14 protein-coding genes are annotated in these 17,735 nt (G+C 73.2%); 3 read left to right on the forward strand and 11 right to left on the reverse strand.

Annotated features, from left to right (window positions below):
- Positions 1-5 precede the first annotated feature (5 nt).
- The 6 genes from AAH979_RS13575 to AAH979_RS13600 are packed head-to-tail and all read right to left on the reverse strand — an operon-like array spanning position 6 to position 8,291.
- Positions 6-2,237 carry a transglutaminase-like domain-containing protein gene (locus AAH979_RS13575; protein WP_346258430.1) on the reverse strand — a complete coding sequence of 744 codons (2,232 nt, stop codon included), beginning with the start codon at positions 2,235-2,237 and terminating at the stop codon, positions 6-8.
- Positions 2,234-3,427: a DUF58 domain-containing protein gene (locus AAH979_RS13580; RefSeq protein WP_346258525.1), complete on the reverse strand. Its 1,194-nt coding sequence runs from the start codon at positions 3,425-3,427 to the stop codon at positions 2,234-2,236. The genes AAH979_RS13575 and AAH979_RS13580 overlap by 4 nt, the downstream gene beginning before the upstream one ends.
- A 2-nt stretch (positions 3,428-3,429) precedes the next feature.
- The gene (locus AAH979_RS13585; RefSeq protein ID WP_346258431.1) at positions 3,430-4,386 is read right to left on the reverse strand and encodes a MoxR family ATPase; all 957 of its coding nucleotides are present in this window, start codon (positions 4,384-4,386) and stop codon (positions 3,430-3,432) included.
- Positions 4,383-6,326, reverse strand: a complete 1,944-nt coding sequence (locus tag AAH979_RS13590) for a fibronectin type III domain-containing protein (RefSeq protein WP_346258432.1) — start codon at positions 6,324-6,326, stop codon at positions 4,383-4,385. Before AAH979_RS13590 ends, AAH979_RS13585 begins: the two co-directional genes overlap by 4 nt.
- Positions 6,327-6,378: 52 nt before the next feature.
- A complete protein-coding gene (locus AAH979_RS13595) occupies positions 6,379-7,629 on the reverse strand; it encodes a HAMP domain-containing sensor histidine kinase (protein WP_346258433.1) in 1,251 nt (416 codons plus the stop codon).
- Between the two features lie 5 nt (positions 7,630-7,634).
- Complete coding sequence (locus AAH979_RS13600; protein ID WP_346258526.1) at positions 7,635-8,291, reverse strand: response regulator transcription factor; 657 nt, start codon at positions 8,289-8,291, stop codon at positions 7,635-7,637.
- A gap of 119 nt (positions 8,292-8,410) precedes the next feature.
- Between AAH979_RS13600 and AAH979_RS13605 the strand changes: the two genes are divergently transcribed.
- The 3 genes from AAH979_RS13605 to AAH979_RS13615 all read left to right on the forward strand — a co-directional run bounded on the left by AAH979_RS13605 (position 8,411) and on the right by AAH979_RS13615 (position 11,657).
- Positions 8,411-10,180, forward strand: coding sequence for a BTAD domain-containing putative transcriptional regulator (locus tag AAH979_RS13605; protein WP_346258527.1), 1,770 nt, complete (start codon positions 8,411-8,413; stop codon positions 10,178-10,180).
- Between the two features lie 63 nt (positions 10,181-10,243).
- Positions 10,244-10,972 carry a LuxR C-terminal-related transcriptional regulator gene (locus AAH979_RS13610; RefSeq protein ID WP_346258434.1) on the forward strand — a complete coding sequence of 243 codons (729 nt, stop codon included), beginning with the start codon at positions 10,244-10,246 and terminating at the stop codon, positions 10,970-10,972.
- Between the two features lie 31 nt (positions 10,973-11,003).
- Positions 11,004-11,657, forward strand: a complete 654-nt coding sequence (locus AAH979_RS13615; protein WP_346258435.1) for a response regulator transcription factor — start codon at positions 11,004-11,006, stop codon at positions 11,655-11,657.
- 102 nt (positions 11,658-11,759) lie between these two features.
- Here AAH979_RS13615 and AAH979_RS13620 read toward each other — a convergent pair whose 3' ends face one another.
- The 5 genes from AAH979_RS13620 to AAH979_RS13640 form a co-directional block, all read right to left on the reverse strand.
- On the reverse strand, positions 11,760-12,890 hold the full coding sequence (locus tag AAH979_RS13620; protein ID WP_346258436.1) for an ABC transporter ATP-binding protein: 1,131 nt from the start codon (positions 12,888-12,890) through the stop codon (positions 11,760-11,762).
- The gene (locus AAH979_RS13625; RefSeq protein ID WP_346258437.1) at positions 12,887-14,641 is read right to left on the reverse strand and encodes an iron ABC transporter permease; all 1,755 of its coding nucleotides are present in this window, start codon (positions 14,639-14,641) and stop codon (positions 12,887-12,889) included. The genes AAH979_RS13620 and AAH979_RS13625 overlap by 4 nt, the downstream gene beginning before the upstream one ends.
- A complete protein-coding gene (locus AAH979_RS13630; protein ID WP_346258438.1) occupies positions 14,638-15,699 on the reverse strand; it encodes an ABC transporter substrate-binding protein in 1,062 nt (353 codons plus the stop codon). The genes AAH979_RS13625 and AAH979_RS13630 overlap by 4 nt, the downstream gene beginning before the upstream one ends.
- Before the next feature lie 99 nt (positions 15,700-15,798).
- On the reverse strand, positions 15,799-16,539 hold the full coding sequence (locus AAH979_RS13635) for a response regulator transcription factor (RefSeq protein ID WP_346258439.1): 741 nt from the start codon (positions 16,537-16,539) through the stop codon (positions 15,799-15,801).
- Entirely contained in the window at positions 16,536-17,351 is an 816-nt protein-coding gene (locus AAH979_RS13640; RefSeq protein ID WP_346258440.1) for a HAMP domain-containing sensor histidine kinase, read from the reverse strand. Before AAH979_RS13640 ends, AAH979_RS13635 begins: the two co-directional genes overlap by 4 nt.
- Positions 17,352-17,735 lie beyond the last annotated feature (384 nt).

Consider the following 17,735-nt stretch of genomic DNA (forward strand, 5'->3'; position numbering starts at 1 on the left):
ACGGGTCAGCGGGGTGGCAGCAGCGCACGCGGGTCGAGCAGCGCCCGGAGTCGGGCCCGCCAACCGCGCCGGGCCAGTCCACGACGTACCGCCCGCACCGCCGCCCACGCCTGGCGACCGTCCCGCTCCCCCGGCGCGGCCGGCGCCCACAGCGCCCGGTCCACGATGGCGGCCAGCTCGCGGATGGCGGTCACGGTGGATCGATCGGCGACGGCGGTCGCGCTGGTCGCCAGGTCGCGTACCGTCATCCCGGCCGACATCAGGACACCGTGTGCGCGAAGTCGGTCCCGGACCTCCTCCCAGGCGCCCACCACCGCACCGGTACCCGGGCGGCGCCGGCGGCGCCAGGCCCGTCCGGCCGTCGCCGCGGGTACCCCGACGATCCACACCGCCAGCAGCACCACCGGGGCGGCGAGCAGCAGGCGCCACGCCGCGGTGCCCGGCAGGCCGGCACTGTCGGGTCGCTCCACGGCGGCCTGCTGGAGCGCGACCGATGGGTCACGGAGCTCCTCCGGTGCGGGGAGCTGCGCCCGTACCTGTGCTGCGGCGGCGGACAGCCCGGCACCGGACGCGGCGCCCCCGGCCGACGACCCGCCCGCCGGATCCAGCGGTACCCAGCCGATCCCCTGCACGGCGACCTCAGGCCAGGCGAGTACGTCGCCGTTGCGGACCGTGTACCGCCCGTCCGGGTCGGGACTGGTCGGTGCGCGGAAGCCGACGACCAGGCGCGCCGGGATGCCCCGGATCCGCGCCAGCGCCACGTACGCGGCGGCGAACTGTTCGGTCGTGCCCCGCCTGGCCTGCAACAGGAAGTCGGCCAGCTGTGGCCAGGAGTGCCCGGTGGGCAGGTCCTGCCCGGTGGCCAGCCGGTAGTTCTCCCGCAAGAAGCGTTCCAGCACCAGGGCAGCCTGGAAGGACGGGCGCAACCCGCCGGTCGCCCGCTCGGCGAGTTCGGCCACCCCGGACGGCACCGGGCCGACGCCGCCGAGCCCGCCCGGGGCGACCGGGTCGATCGCGGCACCCGCGAGCGCCTCGGCGTCGACCGCCGGCTGCCACCAGCTCAACGTGTACCGTGCCGCGCCGTCGGATCCGGGCAGCAGCAGCGTTCCGTGGTCCTCCTCGACCAGCGGATCGACATCGCGTACCCCGGCGGGCCAGGTCTGGCTCGGCAACCACGGGCCGGCACCGGCGGCGTACGCGTCGATCTCGATCTCGGCGGACCGGGCATGCACCGGTACGGTCACCGCGGGGCCCGGCCGCAGCTCGATACCGAGCCGCCGGTACCGCCCGCCGGGGTGCCAGTTCACCCCGTCGAAGCCTTCGAGCACCACCAACGGCCACCGGTCCACGCCCTCGCCGCCGCTCACCCGGAACACGGCGGTACCGGGGTGGGCGAGCCGGTACGCGATCTCGTCCAACGGGCTGGCCACCCGGGTCTCGGCGAGCGGGGCCGTCCGGTCCGCGCCCAGCGAGTATCGCGGCGGCACGGTCGGCGGCAACAGCCCGGCCAGCATCACCGCCACCCCGGCCAGGGCCACCGCCGGGACGATGCGCGGCAGCAGGGCCGCAGCCGTGCCCCAGGCAGCAACGATTCGGCCTCCGCGCCGGTGGCCGGCGCTCCGGATCGGGCGAGGGCCGGACCTCGGTGGCCCGGCACGGTCGGACTCCGTCCCGCCGCCGGTGGCAAGCAGGACTCCTGCGACCGCGGCGTAGCCGAGCGCGGCGGCGACCGCCGGGCCGGGTGGCAGCGGGGCGTAGAACTGGCTGAGGAGGGCGACGGCGAAACTCGGTGCGAGGGCCAGCAACGGGCTGCCCGGCCGGTCCAGCAGCTCGACCCCGAGCACACCGGCGAGCACCACCAGCAGCGGGACGAACAGCAGCAGCTCGGGATCCGGCCGGGCCGGCCAGGTCGACTGGAGGGCGAGCTGCCAGGAGCCGGTGACGCCGGCGGCCAGGGCGCGCAACGTCCGCCCGGTGGGCAGCCCGGCCACCGTCGTCGACCGGAGCACCGTCTCGACGACGGCCAGCAGGCCGACGACCGCCAGCAGCAGCGGGCGCCAGGGCAGCAGGGCCTTGCGCCGGGCACAGGCCAGCGTGGTCAGCAGCACCGCCAGCGCCGGTACACCGATCGGGAACAGCAGCGCGGGCACGCCGAAGACCGGTGCGAAGAGCATCCCCACGACGACGGCCGCGAGTACCACGCACGTGGCGGGTACGGCCCGGAGTGGCGGGCTCATCCGAGCGTCTCGTTCCACCGGCGTACCGCCTCTTCGGCGCTGTCCGCGTGCAGGACCCGGATCCAGGTCGCCGCGTCGGGCCGGCGGCGCGCCGGCTCCGGCTCGGCAGGACTTTCGCCGGACGGCGGCCCGGAACCGTCCCCGGTCCGGCCCAGGACGATGACCACGATCATCGGAAACCGGTGCCACAACGCGGTCACCGCGGCGGGCGGCGTCTCCCCGGCGGTGACCGCCACCAGGCAGCCGCCGGCCGGGCCGCTCGTGGCCAGCGACGGCGGCACCAGGTCGGCCGCGCGTACGTCGTCCCGGCCCAGGGCGCACAGCTCGTCGAGCAGCCGGCGCGCCGCGGGTGCCCCGCCGGCAACGGCGAGGTCGAGACCGGCCGAGGTGACCAGGCGGGTATGGTGTCCCGCCCGGGCGGTGGCGCCGAGCAGGGACGCCGCCAGGTCCACCGCTTCCTCGAACTCGGCGGCCGTGAGCGGGGCGGGGCGGGTGTCGAGCAACAGGGTGAACCTCGGCTGTTCCGGATCGGCCAGGTCGCGAACCATCAACCGCCCCGTCCGGGCGGTCGCCTTCCAGTGCAGGTGCCGTACCTCGTCGCCGGGGACGTACTCCCGGACGTCCAGGAGCTGTGCCGAACCCCGCAACGCGCCGTCGGTGGGGCCCTCGTGGTGGTGCCGGGGGTAGCCGGCCATCGGCGCCCGCGCCGGGAACTGCCGGGGGTGCACCCACAGGGTCGCCGACTCCCCGACGTGCGGCTCGCCGCGGGCCAGCCCGAACGGATCCACCCCGTGCAGCGTCAGCGGGCCCACGGTCAGCCTGCCGCGCACGGCGGTCGGCACCTGGTAGTGGTGGACCACCTCGGCACCGGCCGCCAGGGCCCGTACCCGGACGGTCCGGGTCGCTCCCCCGGCCGCGTCGGTGGCCACGAATCCACTCCGCCGACCACCGCCCGGATTGCGGACCCGCAGGCTGGCCAGCGCGGGTCTGCCCCGCTCGACCCGTTCGGGGTAGACCGAGCGGCGCACCTCGACCGGCCGGCGGCGCGCGGTGAGCAGGACGGCGGCCAGCACGGCGCCGAGCAGGACCGCACCCAGCGCCCGCAGCATCGGGTAACCGCCCCAGAGCCCGAAGGCGAGCAGCGGCACCGCGACGGCGAGCACGACGATGCCGCGGCGGGTCAGGCGCACGGTCAACCCGCCGCGCTGGCGGCGGGCGTGGGGACCGAGGCGAGCAGGTCGGCGACGATCTCGGCGGCGGCCCGCTGGTTCATCTCGGCCTCCGGGGTGAGCACGAGCCGGTGGGCCAGTACCGGCCCGGCCACGTCCTTGACGTCGTCGGGCGTGACGAAGTCGCGTCCCTCGATCGCCGCGAGCGCCCGCGCGGTACGCACCAGCGCGATGCTGCCCCGTACGCTGGCGCCGTACCGCACCGCGGGGTGGTCGCGGGTCGCCGCGGTGAGCCGGGCGGCGTACTCGTACACCGCCCGGTCAAGGTGCGACGTCCGTACCTCGACGATGGCCTCCCGCAGCGCCGCGACGTCGACGACCGCGGGGAGGTCGTCCGGGGTCACCCCCGCGCAGTCACCCATCATCACCAGCACCTCGGAGTCGAGGTCGGGGTAGCCCACCGACAGCCGCATCAGAAATCGGTCCAGCTGCGCCTCGGGCAGTCGGTAGGTGCCCTCCAGCTCGATCGGGTTCTGGGTCGCGATGACCAGGAACGGCCGGGGTACCTCGTGTCCGGTCCCGTCCACCGTGACCCGCCGCTCGGACATGACCTCCAGCAGCGCCGACTGGGTCTTCGGGGTACCGCGGTTGATCTCGTCGGCCACCACGATGTTGGCGAACACCGCGCCGGGGTGGAAGGTGAACCGCTCGTCCTTCTGCTGGTAGACGGTGACCCCGGTGATGTCGCTCGGCAGCAGGTCCGGGGTGAACTGGATCCGGCTCCACCGTCCGCCGATGCTGCGGGCGAGGGCCCGGGCGAGGCTGGTCTTGCCGAGCCCCGGCACGTCCTCGATCAGCAGGTGACCCTCGGCGAGCAGGCCGGCGACGGCCAGCCGTACGAGCTCGGGCTTGCCGCGGATCACCCGCTGCACGTTCTCGGAGATCCGCGCGGCGATCTCCGCTGGGCTGGAAGCGCTCACCCTGCCCTCCACAGGTAGCGATTGGACTCGACACCGTCGACGGTGACCCAGACGTACGACCCGACCGAGTCGTACGGGAAGTCCTCGAAGGTGAGGTTTCCCCTGCTGTCGGTACGCCGGGTGGCGCCCGAGTTGAAGTCCGGCCACCTGCTGGAATCCGGCTTGATGTGGTAGTCGGTGTTCGGGCTGAACCCGCGCAGCACGATGTGGAAGTACGCGCAGTCCGGCTCGTGGCACCTGTCCTCGTACGTGGTGTCGCTGCCCCGGGAGACGGTGACCGACCGGGGTGGTGGTGGCACCTTGGCCCGTACGGTGGCCGGCGATCCGCGCCCTGCGGAGTTCCGCGCGACCACGGTGATCCGGTAGGTGGTGTCCCGGGTGAGACCGGTGATCGTCGTCGAGCGGGCGTCGCCGGGCCGGGTGGCCGAGCGGCTGGTCCCGCCCGCGGCCGGCACCCACGTGACCTGGTACGCGCTGACCGCGGCTCCGTTCGCGGCGGCGCCGCTCCAGGTGACCCGGAGATTGGCGCCCTGGCTGGTCGCGCGCAGGTTCCCCGGCATCCCGGGCGGGCTGGCCGGTATCGAGCGGGGTGCGGGGGCCGTCCGCCGTGGGGGAGCCGGATCGTCCCCCGTGGGCCTGTCCGGGGAGCGCGGGCCGGGGCTGGGCAAGCGCGGGCCGGGGTCGGGCGAGCGCGGGCCGGGGTCGGGCCTGGTGGACGGGGGAACCGGGGTACCCGACGGTCCCCGCCCCTCGTTGCCGACCACCGGCACCAGCCCGCCCGTGCCGCCGGGGTCGACCACCAGCACGTGCCGGCCCTCGGCGCCGTCGACGTAGACCCGCTCGTCCTCACCACGGATCAGCGTGGGTTCACCGGCCTCCGGTGGCAGCGGAGTGCTCCACTGCTGCTCGCCGCCGCTGTTGTAGGTGAGCACGGCGTTGCGTTTCAGGTCCAGCAGCACCACGGACGACCCGGCGACGGACGGGGCCGAGTACGTGCCGTCGGGCAGAGCGACCGTTACCGGCGGCGCACCCATCCGGCCCGCGTCCAGCCCGGCGGCGTCGACCAGCTGCATCCGCCGCCCGGTGGGATCGAGGATGGCGACCCGGCCACCGGCGTCGACCGGCGCGACGCGTGCGGTGGGCGGGACGTCCAGCCCGATCGGCGTCGGGCGGCCGAGGCCGTGCTCGGCGACCCGGCTCAGCGTGTCCGCCGCAGTGTCGACGAAGACCGGCTGCTTGCCGACCACGGTGAGCGCGCCGGTGTGTCCGGCCGGCGCGGCGGCCGGGCAGGAGATCCGGTCGGTGCCGGCCGCCAGCCGGCAGAGCACCCCGGAGTCGACGCGGTGCAGCCAGAGCGTGCCGTCCGGGGTCACGACGGGCTCACCGAGTACACCGCCGGCCGGAATCGTCGCCGGGGAGTCGCCGAGCCGCACCACGCGCCCGGCCTCCCGGTAGACCAGGTACGGCCCGCCGGCCACCTCGATGGCGACCGGACGCTCGCCGGTGGGCGGGGTGAGGGTCCGTTCGACCGCCAGGCTCGACTTGCCGAACTCGATGACCCGGGAACGGCCGACCACGTAACCGCTCGTGTCGCCCTGCACCACCTGGCTGCCTGGTTCGATGCCGGGCACCGGCGCCCGGGCGTCGACCCGGCGTGCGGACCCGTTGACGTGGACGACCTGGCCCAGCGACGGGCTCGCGACCCAGTGGCCGCCCTGGGCGAACCGCAGCTCGGGGGTTGGCGCGACCGCCCCGGTGGCCGCCGCCGTCACGGCGGCGAGACTGGCGCCCACCAGCAGCACCAGCGGCAACCGCCGGCGCCACAGCGGACCGCGGTCACGCCACGAGCCGGCGTCGTACCAGGCGCGGAGGCGGTGCCCCAGGCGCATGCCGCGCCAGGAGCGTACGAGGTGGCGAAGCGAAATGCCCAGCTTGGTCACCCAACGAGCATAAGAGGCCGGATACACGACCGGTCCATCATCGATACAACATTCAGGAATCGTTGGTGCCCAGGACGAGTTCGAAGATCGCTCCACCCTCCTCCGCGTTGTAGACGCGCAGCACCCCGCCGTGCGCCCGCGCCACCCAGCGCACGATGGAGAGACCGAGTCCGCTCGACCCGCCGCCACTGTTGAACCGGTCGAAGGTCTCCTGCGCGATCGCGGCGTCGATGCCCGGGCCGTGGTCGGCGACCATGAGCCGCCCGCCGGCGACGGTGATGTGGACGATCGCCCGGTCGCCCGGCCGCCGGCCGTGGCGCAGCGCGTTGTCCAGCAGATTGCCGACCGCCCGCTGCACCAGAGCGGGGTCGACGTCCACTTTTGTCGGTGCGGCGGTCACCGTCACCTGTGCCCCGTCGGTCGGCGTCTCCTCCACCACCGTCGTGACCAGTTGGTCCAGCCAGACCGGCTGGATGGCGAGCTGCTCGACACCGGCGGCCAGCCGTGCCCGTACCAGCAGCCCGTCGATGATGCTGCCCATCCGCCCGGCGAGCTGGACGGTACGCGGCAGCAGGTCGGCGCGCTGGGTGGGGTTCTCCAGTGCCGTCTCGGCGAGCGCGCGCAGCGCCGCCACCGGCGTACGCAGGTCGTGCGCGGTGTCGGCGAGCAGCACCTCCTGCTGTTCGAGGGCGGCCGCGGCGGGCCGGAGCGCCCATCCGGAGAGCAGGTGGCCGGCCACCCCGACGGCGGCCACCAGCAGCACACAGCCGGTGACCACGAACAGGAGCATCCGGTGGTGCCGGTCCTGCTCCGGCCCCGCGTCGACGGCCGCGACCACGGCGCCGATGTACTGCCCCCGGGAGTTGCGGAACGGCTCGGCGCCGACCCGGACCAGCTCCCCACCCGTCCCCCGGACGTAGCCGTTGAGCAGGCGGCCGGTACGCACCGCCTCCGCCGCCAGGCTGGCGAGCAGCGCCGGATCCAGCGGTACGCAGCTCTGCTGACTGAAGTGGCCGCTGAACCGCTCGGCGCCGCCGGGCAGGATCGCGAACTGCGGACACCGGGTGTTGAGTTCGTCCTCGCTGACGAACGCCGTGATGAGGGTGCCGTCGTACTGGATCAGCCGGGTCACGGTGGAGGTCACCCGGCGCAGCTCGCCGTCGAGCCGCTGCTCCCCCAGGTCCGCGTCCAGCCGGATCGCGAGCCCGGCGAGCACGATCGAACCGGCGGCGGTCACCACGGTGAAGAGCAGCGCGAGCCACCGGCGCCGTCGGTGCAACCGGGCCGTCGTCGGGGTGGTCACCGGGGTCACCGCGGCCCGGCGAGTCGGTACCCGTGCCCCCGTACGGTGTGGATCAGTTCCGGTTCGCGCAGCTTCACCCGCAGCCGCCGCACCACCGAGTCGACCACGTTGGACATCGGGTCGGTGCTGGTGTCCCAGCAGTGCTCGATCAGCTCGGCCCGACCCACGGCCTGCTCCGGCCGGGCGATCAGGTATTCCAGCACGGCGAACTCCTTCACCGTCAGGGTGAGCAGCACGCCGGTGCGGCGGACCTCCCGGCGGGCGCAGTCCACCACGAGGTCGGCGTGCCGGAGCACCGAGGGACGCCCCGAGCCGGCCCGCCGGACCAACGCGCGCACCCGGGCCGCCATCTCCGCCACGGCGAACGGCTTCACCAGGTAGTCGTCGCCGCCCTGGGCGAACCCCGCCACCCGGTCGGCGACACTGTCCCGCGCGGTCAGGAACAGCACCGGTACCGCCCAGCCCTGCTGCCGGCGGCGGTGCACGTACCCGATGGCGTCGCCGTCGGGCAGCATCCGGTCGAACACGACGCAGTCGTACCTTCCGGCGGAAAGCGCCGCATCGGCGGCGGCGATGTCGGCCGCCTGGTCGACCCGCAGTCCCGTTCCGAGCAGTTCGGTGGTGACCGCCAGCCGCAGGTTCTCGTCGTCCTCGACCACCATCACCCGCACCGGGGGCCTCCCGTGGATCGTGTCATCGGAACCTCATGTACCGGGACGGATGGTAATGCCCAGTGGAAGCTGCCGTTGGCGGCGCGGGTCGATCGGGAGGTATGGGGTTGGTGCTCTTCCACGTGCTGGGCCCGCTCGAGGTGCACTGCGCCACCGGCACCCGCCCGATCGGCGCGGGCAAGCGCGCGGCTCTGCTGGCGATCCTGCTGACGAAGCCTAACGCCTGGCTGACGATCGACGAGCTGATCGCGACCATCTGGCCGGAACAGGCCGTGCCGGCCTCGGCGGAGGCCAACCTGAAGACCTATGTCTGGACGTTGCGCCGGCGCCTGCCGGACCACAACGGTGGTCCGCGGATCGAGAGCCGTCCCGGCGCGTACCGGATCCGGATCGGTCGCGGTGAGCTGGACGTCGACCGGGTCGGCGAACTCGCCGAGCAGGCCCGGCTCGCCTCGGCGGGTGGTGATCCCGGTACCGCGGCCGCCCGGCTCGACCAGGCGCTGCGGATGTGGCGCGGGCGGCCGTTCGCGGAGCTCGACGGGACGGCGGCCACAGAGGTGCTGACCAATCTCGACGACCTGCGCCTGGGGCTGGCGGAACAGCTCGCCGAGGCCCAGCTCGCGGCGGGTCACGGGCAGGACGCTCTGATCACGCTGCGGGCGATCACCGTGGACGCCCCGCTGCGGGAGGCGGCCTGGGCACAGCTGATCCGGGTACTTCACGTGACGGGCCGGCGGGCCGAGGCCCTGGGCGCGTACCGCCAGGCCCGGGAGCTGCTCTCCGCCGAGCTGGGAGTCGAACCGGGAGCCGCGCTCGCCGAGGCGTACCGGCTGGCGCTGGGCGATTCGCACCGGACGGCGCTCGGCGGCGCCCCTGGCGGGTCGGTACGCCGGGAGCTGCCCCGGGACGTACCGCTCGCCGGTCGCCGAGCCGAGCTGGCCGCCGTACGCCGGGCCGCGCACGACGCCGCGCCCGTGGTGCTGGTGGAGGGCATGGCCGGGGTGGGTAAGACCGCGCTCGTGGTACACGCGGCCCACCAGCTGGCGGCGGACCATCCGGACGGACAGTTCTTCGTACGCCTGGGCGACGCCGGTCACCCCGGTACGTCCACAGCGGCGGCCGCGCTGGACCGGCTGCTGCGCGGCGTCGGCGTACCCGACTCGGAGATCCCGCGCGACCTGGACGAACGGTCCGCGCTGTGGCGGTCGGAGCTGGCCCGGCGGCGCGTACTGCTGGTGTTGGACGACGTCCCCGGCCCGGATGCGCTGGCACCGCTGCTGCCCGCCGCTCCCGGCTGCCTGGCCCTGGTCACCACGCGGAACCGCGGCTGGCATCCGGGCGGCGCGACCCGGATCAGCCTGGCACCGCTGGGAGCGGAGGACTCCGCCGCGCTGTTCCGGTCCGCGCTCGGTGGGCGGGGTGCGGACGCGGACCGGCGGACCCTGCTCGCCGTCGGGCAGCGCTGCGGTGGGCTTCCGGCCGCGCTGCGCGACGCCGCCGCCCGGTTGCAGTGCCGACCACACTGGACGCCGCGGCGGCTGGTCGAGGAGCTGGACGACGATCCGTGCCGGGTGCTCTCCGACGCGGTACGACGCTCGATAGTCGACGCCGGTCGCCGGCTGGCCGGTCGGGAGCTGGCGGCGTGGTACGCCCTCGGCGACCTGCCGGGCGAGTTCGGACCCCCCGCCGCCGCACGGGCGCTGGGGGTCCCGGTGGGCGCGGCGCGAATGGCCCTGGAGACGCTGGTCGACCAGGGACTACTGGACGTCGCCAGCGCGGAGCGCTACCGCAGCCACGTCCTGGTCCGGCACCTGGCCCGGTGTTCGGCGCCGGCCGGCCACCCGTTTCGGGAACACCACCGTGACCGCCGGGTCGCCTGAGGCGGGCGGCACACCGATGACCGCCGAGCCGGGCAACCACACGAGTGGCCGAGGAGGAGCCCCATGACCGTCAACCCGCTGACCACTCTCCGGGACCGGTGCTCACCGGCCCGGCCCGCTCGCCCGTCCGTGCCGCACCGGTACGGGCAGCCGCTGGTGTTGTCGACCCATGCCGCGATCACGGCGGCGCTGGCCGCAGCGAACCACGACGTCCTCATCGCCAGCACGCAGTGCACGGCCGGTAACGAGCCGCTCGGCATGCTCCGGCGGATCGACCACGAGAACCTGCGGCGCGGGGTACGTTACCGCGTGCTGTTCCCGGACCGTGCCCGTACCGTCCCGGCGCTGGCCCTCCAGCTGGGCAGCCTCGCCATGGCCGGTGCCGAGGTACGTACCGCGCCCGACGTCCCGACGGACGCGACGGTGGTCGACGAGGCGGTGGCCATGCTCCCCTTCGAGTTGCCGGACAGCCGGTCGGGTGACGTCGCGGTGTTCCACCTGCCCAGTGTGGTGAGCACGGTCGTCGAACTCTTCGAGCAGGTCTGGCCCTCGGCCGTGTCGCTCATGGCGTCGGACGTACCGGACCGGGCCGGGCTGACCGAGCGGGAGCGGGAACTGCTCAGGCTGCTCTCGGTGGGCTGCACCGACGAGTCCGCGGCGGCCCGGCTCGGCGTCTCGGTGCGTACCGTTCGCCGGACGATGTCCGGGATCATGAACCGGCTCGGCGCCCGCAGTCGGTTCCAGGCCGGGATCAAGGCGGCCGATCGCGGCTGGCTGGTGCGGCGACCCTGATGGGTGCGCCGGCCGGATACCGTGTGCAGTTGTGCGGGTACTGATCACCGAGGACGACGACATTCTCCGGTTGGCCCTGGACGCGTCGCTGCGTGGTGCCGGGTTCGCCGTGGACACCGTGATCGACCTGCCCGAGGCCGACGAGGCGCTGAGCGTCAACGGCTACGACTGCGCGGTGTTCGACCGGATGCTGCCGGCCGGCGACTCGCTACGCTACGTGGCGGGCCGCCGGCGTGCCGGGTGGGACGTGCCGGTGCTGTTCCTCACCGCCCGGGACGCGGTGAGCGACCGGATCGACGGACTGGCCTGGGGCGACGACTACCTGGTCAAGCCGTTCGCGGCCGCCGAGCTGGTCGCCCGGGTGGGCAGCCTGTGCCGGCGGGGCGACACCGGCCGAGCCCCGGTGCTGCGGCACGGCGACATCGAGCTGGACGTCGGAAGGCACGAGGCCCGGCGCGCGGGCCGGATACTCACCCTCACCGTCAAGGAGTTCAAGGTGCTCGAACGGCTGCTGGCCGCGGGCGGCGAACCGGTCCGCCGCGCCGAGTTGATCGCGGTCGCCTGGGACGAGCTGGTCCCGCCCACCTCGAACGTGCTCGACGTGCTGATCGCCCAGCTGCGGCGCAAGCTCGGCACGCCACCGGTGCTGCACACCGTACGCGGAGTCGGTCACCTGCTGCGCTGACTCCCGCCGCTGGCGGGACCACCCCGCCCCGCCCCACCTTGCCGCCGGTGCCGTCGATCCGGCCCGCCGAGCACGCCGCCGGACCGGCCGGACGGCCGCCCGTCAGTCCCGGGTCAGCAGGTAGGCCCGATCCGGGTCGATCCGCACGTTGACGTTGGTGCCCTCGGCGAGGGCCTCCCGGGGATCGGCACCGGGGTCGGTCACCGCCAACGTGCCGCTGGTGGTCTCGATCTCGTAGTCCACCGCCGGTCCGTGGAACGTCGAGCGGAGCACGACGCCGATGCCGGTCCCGCCGTCGGTGACCGGCGTCAGCTTCATGGTCTCCGGCCGGGCCATCAGGTAGGCGTTGTCGTCGTTCGCCGACACCGTCGGGTGGGCCGCCGCGGTCAACCGCTGCCCGAGGGCGTGCACCACGGCCCGGCCATCGCTGACACCCTCCGGCACCACCTCGATGAAGTTGGCCCGCCCGATGAAGTCCGCGACGAAGACGCTCGCCGGGCGCAGGTAGATGTCCCCCGGCGTGGCCACCTGCTCGACCCGTCCCCGGTTCATCACCACGATCCGGTCCGACATGCTCATCGCCTCGTCCTGGTCGTGCGTGACGTAGATGCTGGTGATCTCGAACATCCGCTGGATCCGGCGGATCTCCGCGCGCATCGAGCCCCGCAACTTGGCGTCCAGGTTGGACAGCGGTTCGTCGAAGAGCAGCACCTTCGGCTGCACGACCAGGGCCCGGGCCAGGGCGACCCGCTGCTGCTGGCCGCCGGAGAGTTCGTGCGGGCTCCGGTCCTGCAGACCGACCAGGTTCATACTGGTCAGCGCCATTCGCATGCTGGTGGCGACCTCCTGGCGGCTACGCCGACGCAGCCTGAGCCCGTACGCGATGTTCTCGCCGACCGTGAGGTGCGGAAAGAGCGCGTAGCTCTGGAACACCATCGCCATCGGACGCCGCTGCGGTGGCATCGAGTCGATCACCTTGTCGTCGAGCCGGATCTGCCCGCTGGTGGCGTCCTCGAATCCGGCGACCATCCGCAGCGTGGTGGTCTTGCCGCACCCCGACGGCCCGAGCAGCGTGATGAACTCGCCCGGGGCGACGTCGAGGTCGACCGCGTCGACGGCGGTGACCGTGCCGGTACGGCTGGCGAACGTCTTGGTCAACGCCTCTAGACGCAGGCGTCCGGTGCCGGCACCGGCGGACGCGGCCACGGCCAGGTCGGGCACCACAGCGGTCATCGTTTCGGCCTTTCGGTGTCGGTGGCGACGCGGTTCAGGTTGGCGCCCGCGCCGACGATGAGACGGATGAGCGCGAAGGCCGCCAGCACGATGGCGGTCAGCACGGTGCAGTAGGCGAACGCCACCCCGTACCGGCCGGTGCTGGCGGCGCTCAGCACCTGGGAGGTGATGATCTTCGTCTCCGGCGTGACCAGCAGGACGATCGTCGAGATCGAGGTCATGCTGCGGGCGAAGCTGTAGCTCAGGCCGGTCAGCAGCGCCGGCCGGATCAGTGGCAGGGTGACCCGCCGGAAGGTGTAGAGCGGACCCGCTCCGAGGTCGGTCGAGGCCTGCTCGATCTGCGGGTGGATCTGGGTCAGCGCCGCGACCGCGGTGCGCTGGCCGGCGGGGAGGCTCCGGATGACGTACGCGACGACGATCGCCGCCGCCCCGCCGGCGATGGCGCTGCCGCCGACCAGGCTGGGGAAGACCTCGACCGGGCCGAGCCACCGCTCCGGCCGGTACGCGAGCACGAAGCCGATCCCCAGCACCGTGCCCGGTACGGCGACCCCGAGCGTCCCGGCCAGGTCCAGCAGCCCGGCGGCCCGGCGCAGGTGCCGGACCACGAGCCAGGAGATGACCAGCCCGAAGACCGCCGCGACCGGGGTGGCGAGGGCTGCGAACATGACGGTGTCGAGCACGGCTTCCCGCCCCACCCCGGCGACCACCTCCCGGAGGTACTCCAGGGTCAACGTGTTGTCCACGCCGAAGACCCGGGTCACCGAACCGAGCAGCACCGTGCCGTAGACGCTGAGGATGAGCGCCGCCGCCAGCAGCGCGAGCCCGAAGATCGGCCACCGTACCCAGTTGTCGATCAGGTGCACGCTGCCCGAGGGCCGCCCGGTGATGGTGGTCCGGACCTTGCGGTTCAGCCAGTACCGCTGCGCGACGTACAACCCCAGCGAGGGCACGAGCAGGATGACGCAGTAGACGGCGGCGCTGGTGGTGTCGTACTCGCCGGTGACCGCCAGGTAGGCCCGGCTGGCCAGCACCGTGTAGTCACCGCCGAGGACGAGCGGGTTGGCCAGGTCGGCGATCGCCTCCACGAAGAGCAGTAGGAATGGCGCCACCAGCCCCGGTGCCAGCAACGGCAGGATGACCGTGCGCAGGGTCCGCCACCGGCTGGCCCCGAGGTTCATCGCGGCCTCCTCCAGTGCCGGGTCCAGCCCGCGGAGCATGCCGAGCAGGCCGAGGTACGCCACCGGGAAGAGCGACAGGGAGAGCACGAAGACCAGTCCGTCGAGCCCGTAGATGTCGTACTCCAGGCCGAGGAGGCCGTTGCTGATCACGCCCCGCCGGCCGTAGAGCACGACGGTGGCGGTGGCGACCGCGAACGGCGGGCTGACGATCGGCACCAGCGCCACCACGTGCAGGATCCGCTTGCCCGGTACGGCGAGGCGGGTCTGGACGAAGGCGAAGAGGAACCCGAGCGCCGTCCCGCAGAGCCCGACCAGCACGCCCAGGACCAGCGTGTTGCGCAGGATCGTCAGGTCGACCGGGGAGCTGAAGAAGCGCGCGTAACGCGGTAACGCCGCCGGTCCGAACGCCGCCGCGAGGACGGCGACGAGCGGGACGACGCTGCCGACCGCCACCAGACCGACGCAGGCGACGAGCAACAGTCGGATGCCGAGGTCGAGCCGCCGCCGGCGCCGGCGGCGCGGTGGCGCCGCCGGGCCGGGGGCCAGCTCCGGTTCGTGGATCAGGGCGGTCATGACTTCGGCGCCTGGGCCACTTCAGCGTCGAACCGCCGGTTCAGCGCGGTCTTCGCCGCACCCGCCGCGACCGCGTCGTATTCGACCAGCCTGATCGTGCTGAGGTCCACGACCTTGTCCGAGACCTTCGCGCCCGGATTGGTCGGGAACTGGTACGACTTCACCGTCGGCCCGATCTCCTGTGCCTCGACCGTCAACGCCCAGTCGACGAACTTCCGGCCGCTCTCCGGGTTCTTGGCGCCGCTGACCAGCGCCACCCCGCCGGTTTCGTAGCCGGTTCCCTCGGCCGGGAAGGAGACCACCAGGTCGGGGAAGCCCGCTTCCTTGGCCGCCACGCAGTCGTGGGAGAAGATCACCCCGACCGCCACCTCGCCACGGGCCGTCATCTGGGCGGGTGCCGCACCGGACTTGGTGTACTGCAACACGTTCGGGTGCAGCCGGCGCATGTACTCCAGCGCCTTGTCCTGGTCGCCGCCGGCGAGCAGCACCTGGGTCCAGAGCGCCGTGTACGCGGTGCCCGAGGTGGACGGATGGGCGATACCGACGTCCTTGGCGAGCAACGGATCGAGCAGGTCAGCCCAGGAGTCCGGCACCTCGATCCCGGCCTCTCGCAGCAGCTTCGGGTTGGCGCAGAACCCGAGCGCCCCGACGTAGACGCCGGTCCAGAGCCCGGACGCGTCCTTGTACTTGGCCGGGATCGCGCCGGCGTTCGGCGAGGCGTACGCCTCCAGCATCCCCTCCGCGGCGCCGGCGGCGTAGCCGTCGGCCGGGCCGCCGTACCAGACGTCGAACTCCGCGTTACCCTTACCGGCCTTGATCCGGGCCAACGCCTCGCCGCTGGAGAGCCGTACGAAGTCGGCCCTGACCCCGGTCGTCTCGCTGAACTGCGCCGTGGTCGCCGCGCACCACTCCTCCGTCCCGCCGCACACGACGTGCACGACGCCGCCGTCCGCCGTACCACCGGAGCCGTTGCCCGGCTCCCGGGCGCAGCCGGCGGCCAGGACGAGGACCGCCGCGCACCCCAGCCAGCTCACGCCGCGCCGAAATCGACTCGCCATCGAATCCCGACCTCCCAGGTTGTCGCAATGTTGCGGCCAGGTTAGAGGCGGGTGACGGACGCTCCGGTAACACATCCGTGAGCCCTGGTGACACCGCCGTTACCTGGATCCGCCCTCCGGAGGGTCGCGGAGGGAGTCCGGCATCAGATAGCCGACACCGCGCAGGGTGCGGATGTATCCCGCTCCGTCCGGGGTCGCCGCCAACCGGGAGCGCAGCCGGTAGACGGTGGACTTGACCACGTCCCGGCCGCCGATCAGGTCGGTCGTCCCCCACACCGCGCGGAGCAGGTCCTGCCAGGACTGCGGGGTGCCGCGTCGGGCCGCGAGGTGGGCGAGCAGCTTGAACTCGGTGTACGGCAGGTTGAGCTGACGTCCGGCGAGCACGACGGTCCGGTTGGTCAGGTCGATCACCAGCTTGCCGACCCGGATCGCGGAGCCGGTGTCGCGGCGCCGGCGTACCAGTGCCTGGGCCCGCAGCGCCACCTCGCGGGGGTGGAACGGCTTCGTCACGTAGTCGTCGGCCCCGTGCTCCAGCCCGGCGATCACGTCGTCCTGTTGGGACAGGGCGGTGAGCAGCATGATCGGGACCTCGGACCGGGCGCGGATCCGCTGGCAGAGGCTCAACCCGTCCATGGTCGGCATGAGCACGTCCAGCACGACCAGGTCGACCGGCCGGGTCCGCAGCAGGTGCAGCGCGGTCGCGCCGTCGTGCGCGACGAGCACGGAGAACCCCTGGGTCTGCAGGGCGAACTCGATGATCACCGTCATCTGCGGTTCGTCGTCGACGACCAGGGCCGTCGGACCGGACCGGTCGGCCCGGGCTTCGACGGGACCGGTCACGACCCGGTACCGGCCGGCGCGGTCCGGGGCAGGGTGAAGAGGAATGTGGTTCCCCGCCGCGACGCGGTGTGCACCATGATCTCGCCTCCGTGTAGCTCCACTATCGTCTTGGTGATGACCAGGCCGAGCCCGGTCCCGTCGGCCAGCGGTCGGCCGGTGGCGAACCGGTGGAACAGCCGGTGCCGCTCCTCCCGGCTCATGCCGGCCCCGTCGTCGGTCACGTAGACGGCGATCCCGGTGTCGATCGGCGTCACCCTGACGTCGATGCTGCCACCGGTCGTGGTGAACCGGCTGGCGTTGGAGAGCAGGTTGGTCAACGCCTGGGCCAGCAGCATCGGATCGGCCTCGATCCTCGGCGTCACCTGCGGGGCGTCCAGACTGATCCGCTGCTGCCGCTGCGCGCAGAGTGGACGCATCGCCGTGACGACGTCCCGGGCGACCACCGACAGGTCCACCCGTTCCAGTTTCGGGGTGAAGAGCCCCGACTCGATCTTCGCCTGGATCAGCAGGCTCTCACAGAGCCCGATCACCTGGGTGGACTGGTGGTCGAGCACCTGGAGTAGCCGGCGCTGCGCTGGCGTCAGCGGGCCCGGCATCCCCTCCCGGAGCAGGTCCACCGCCCCTTTGATCATGCTGAGCGGGGTCCGCAGTTCGTGGCTGAGCGAGGTCACCTGGTCGGCCCGCCCCTGCACCGACTGCTCCAGTTCGACGAGCTCGGCCCGGAGCCTGCCGCGGGTGCGGCGGCCGTACAGCGCCATCAGACCCGCGCCGGTGAACCCACCGGCCAGCACCGCGAGCGCCACGAGCCACATCGATCCCATCCCTCGGCCGACGTCCCGGTTTCAGCCTCCCCGTCAGCTCCTCGCCGCGCACGCGTCACGATCGGCCGGGGTGGCAGGGAGCGGGATTACCGGTGACATCGATGTGCCCCCTTTCCGATGGTGCAGGCGAATGCACAGGATCAAGTATGCGCCCAGGGAACCTTTTTCAACCTGAACCGCGCGGCGCTCGCGCACCGCGTCTGACCTTGCGGTCCACCGCACCGCAAGGGGAGGTTGAAAAAGATTCAGTGATGATCGCGGATGGCACGCGTGACATCGGCAGTGCCCTCGCCACCCGGCTCCCGGACAGAACCGACGTGTTGGTACTCGCGGCCGGCGGCTTCGACCAGCGCCGCGGCGTGGCACCGAGGGCGT

The organism is Plantactinospora sp. ZYX-F-223 (assembly GCF_039649625.1).
In the GTDB taxonomy this organism is placed as follows: domain Bacteria; phylum Actinomycetota; class Actinomycetes; order Mycobacteriales; family Micromonosporaceae; genus Plantactinospora.

Coding starts and splice junctions, on each gene's coding strand:
- AAH979_RS13575 (WP_346258430.1), bottom strand. CDS start 2,237: ATGAGCCCGCCACTCCGGGCCGTACCCGCCACGTGCGTGGTACTCGCG.
- AAH979_RS13600 (WP_346258526.1), bottom strand. CDS start 8,291: ATGGTGGTCGAGGACGACGAGAACCTGCGGCTGGCGGTCACCACCGAA.
- AAH979_RS13610 (WP_346258434.1), top strand. CDS start 10,244: ATGACCGTCAACCCGCTGACCACTCTCCGGGACCGGTGCTCACCGGCC.
- AAH979_RS13620 (WP_346258436.1), bottom strand. CDS start 12,890: ATGACCGCTGTGGTGCCCGACCTGGCCGTGGCCGCGTCCGCCGGTGCC.
- AAH979_RS13625 (WP_346258437.1), bottom strand. CDS start 14,641: ATGACCGCCCTGATCCACGAACCGGAGCTGGCCCCCGGCCCGGCGGCG.
- AAH979_RS13630 (WP_346258438.1), bottom strand. CDS start 15,699: ATGGCGAGTCGATTTCGGCGCGGCGTGAGCTGGCTGGGGTGCGCGGCG.
- AAH979_RS13640 (WP_346258440.1), bottom strand. CDS start 17,351: ATGTGGCTCGTGGCGCTCGCGGTGCTGGCCGGTGGGTTCACCGGCGCG.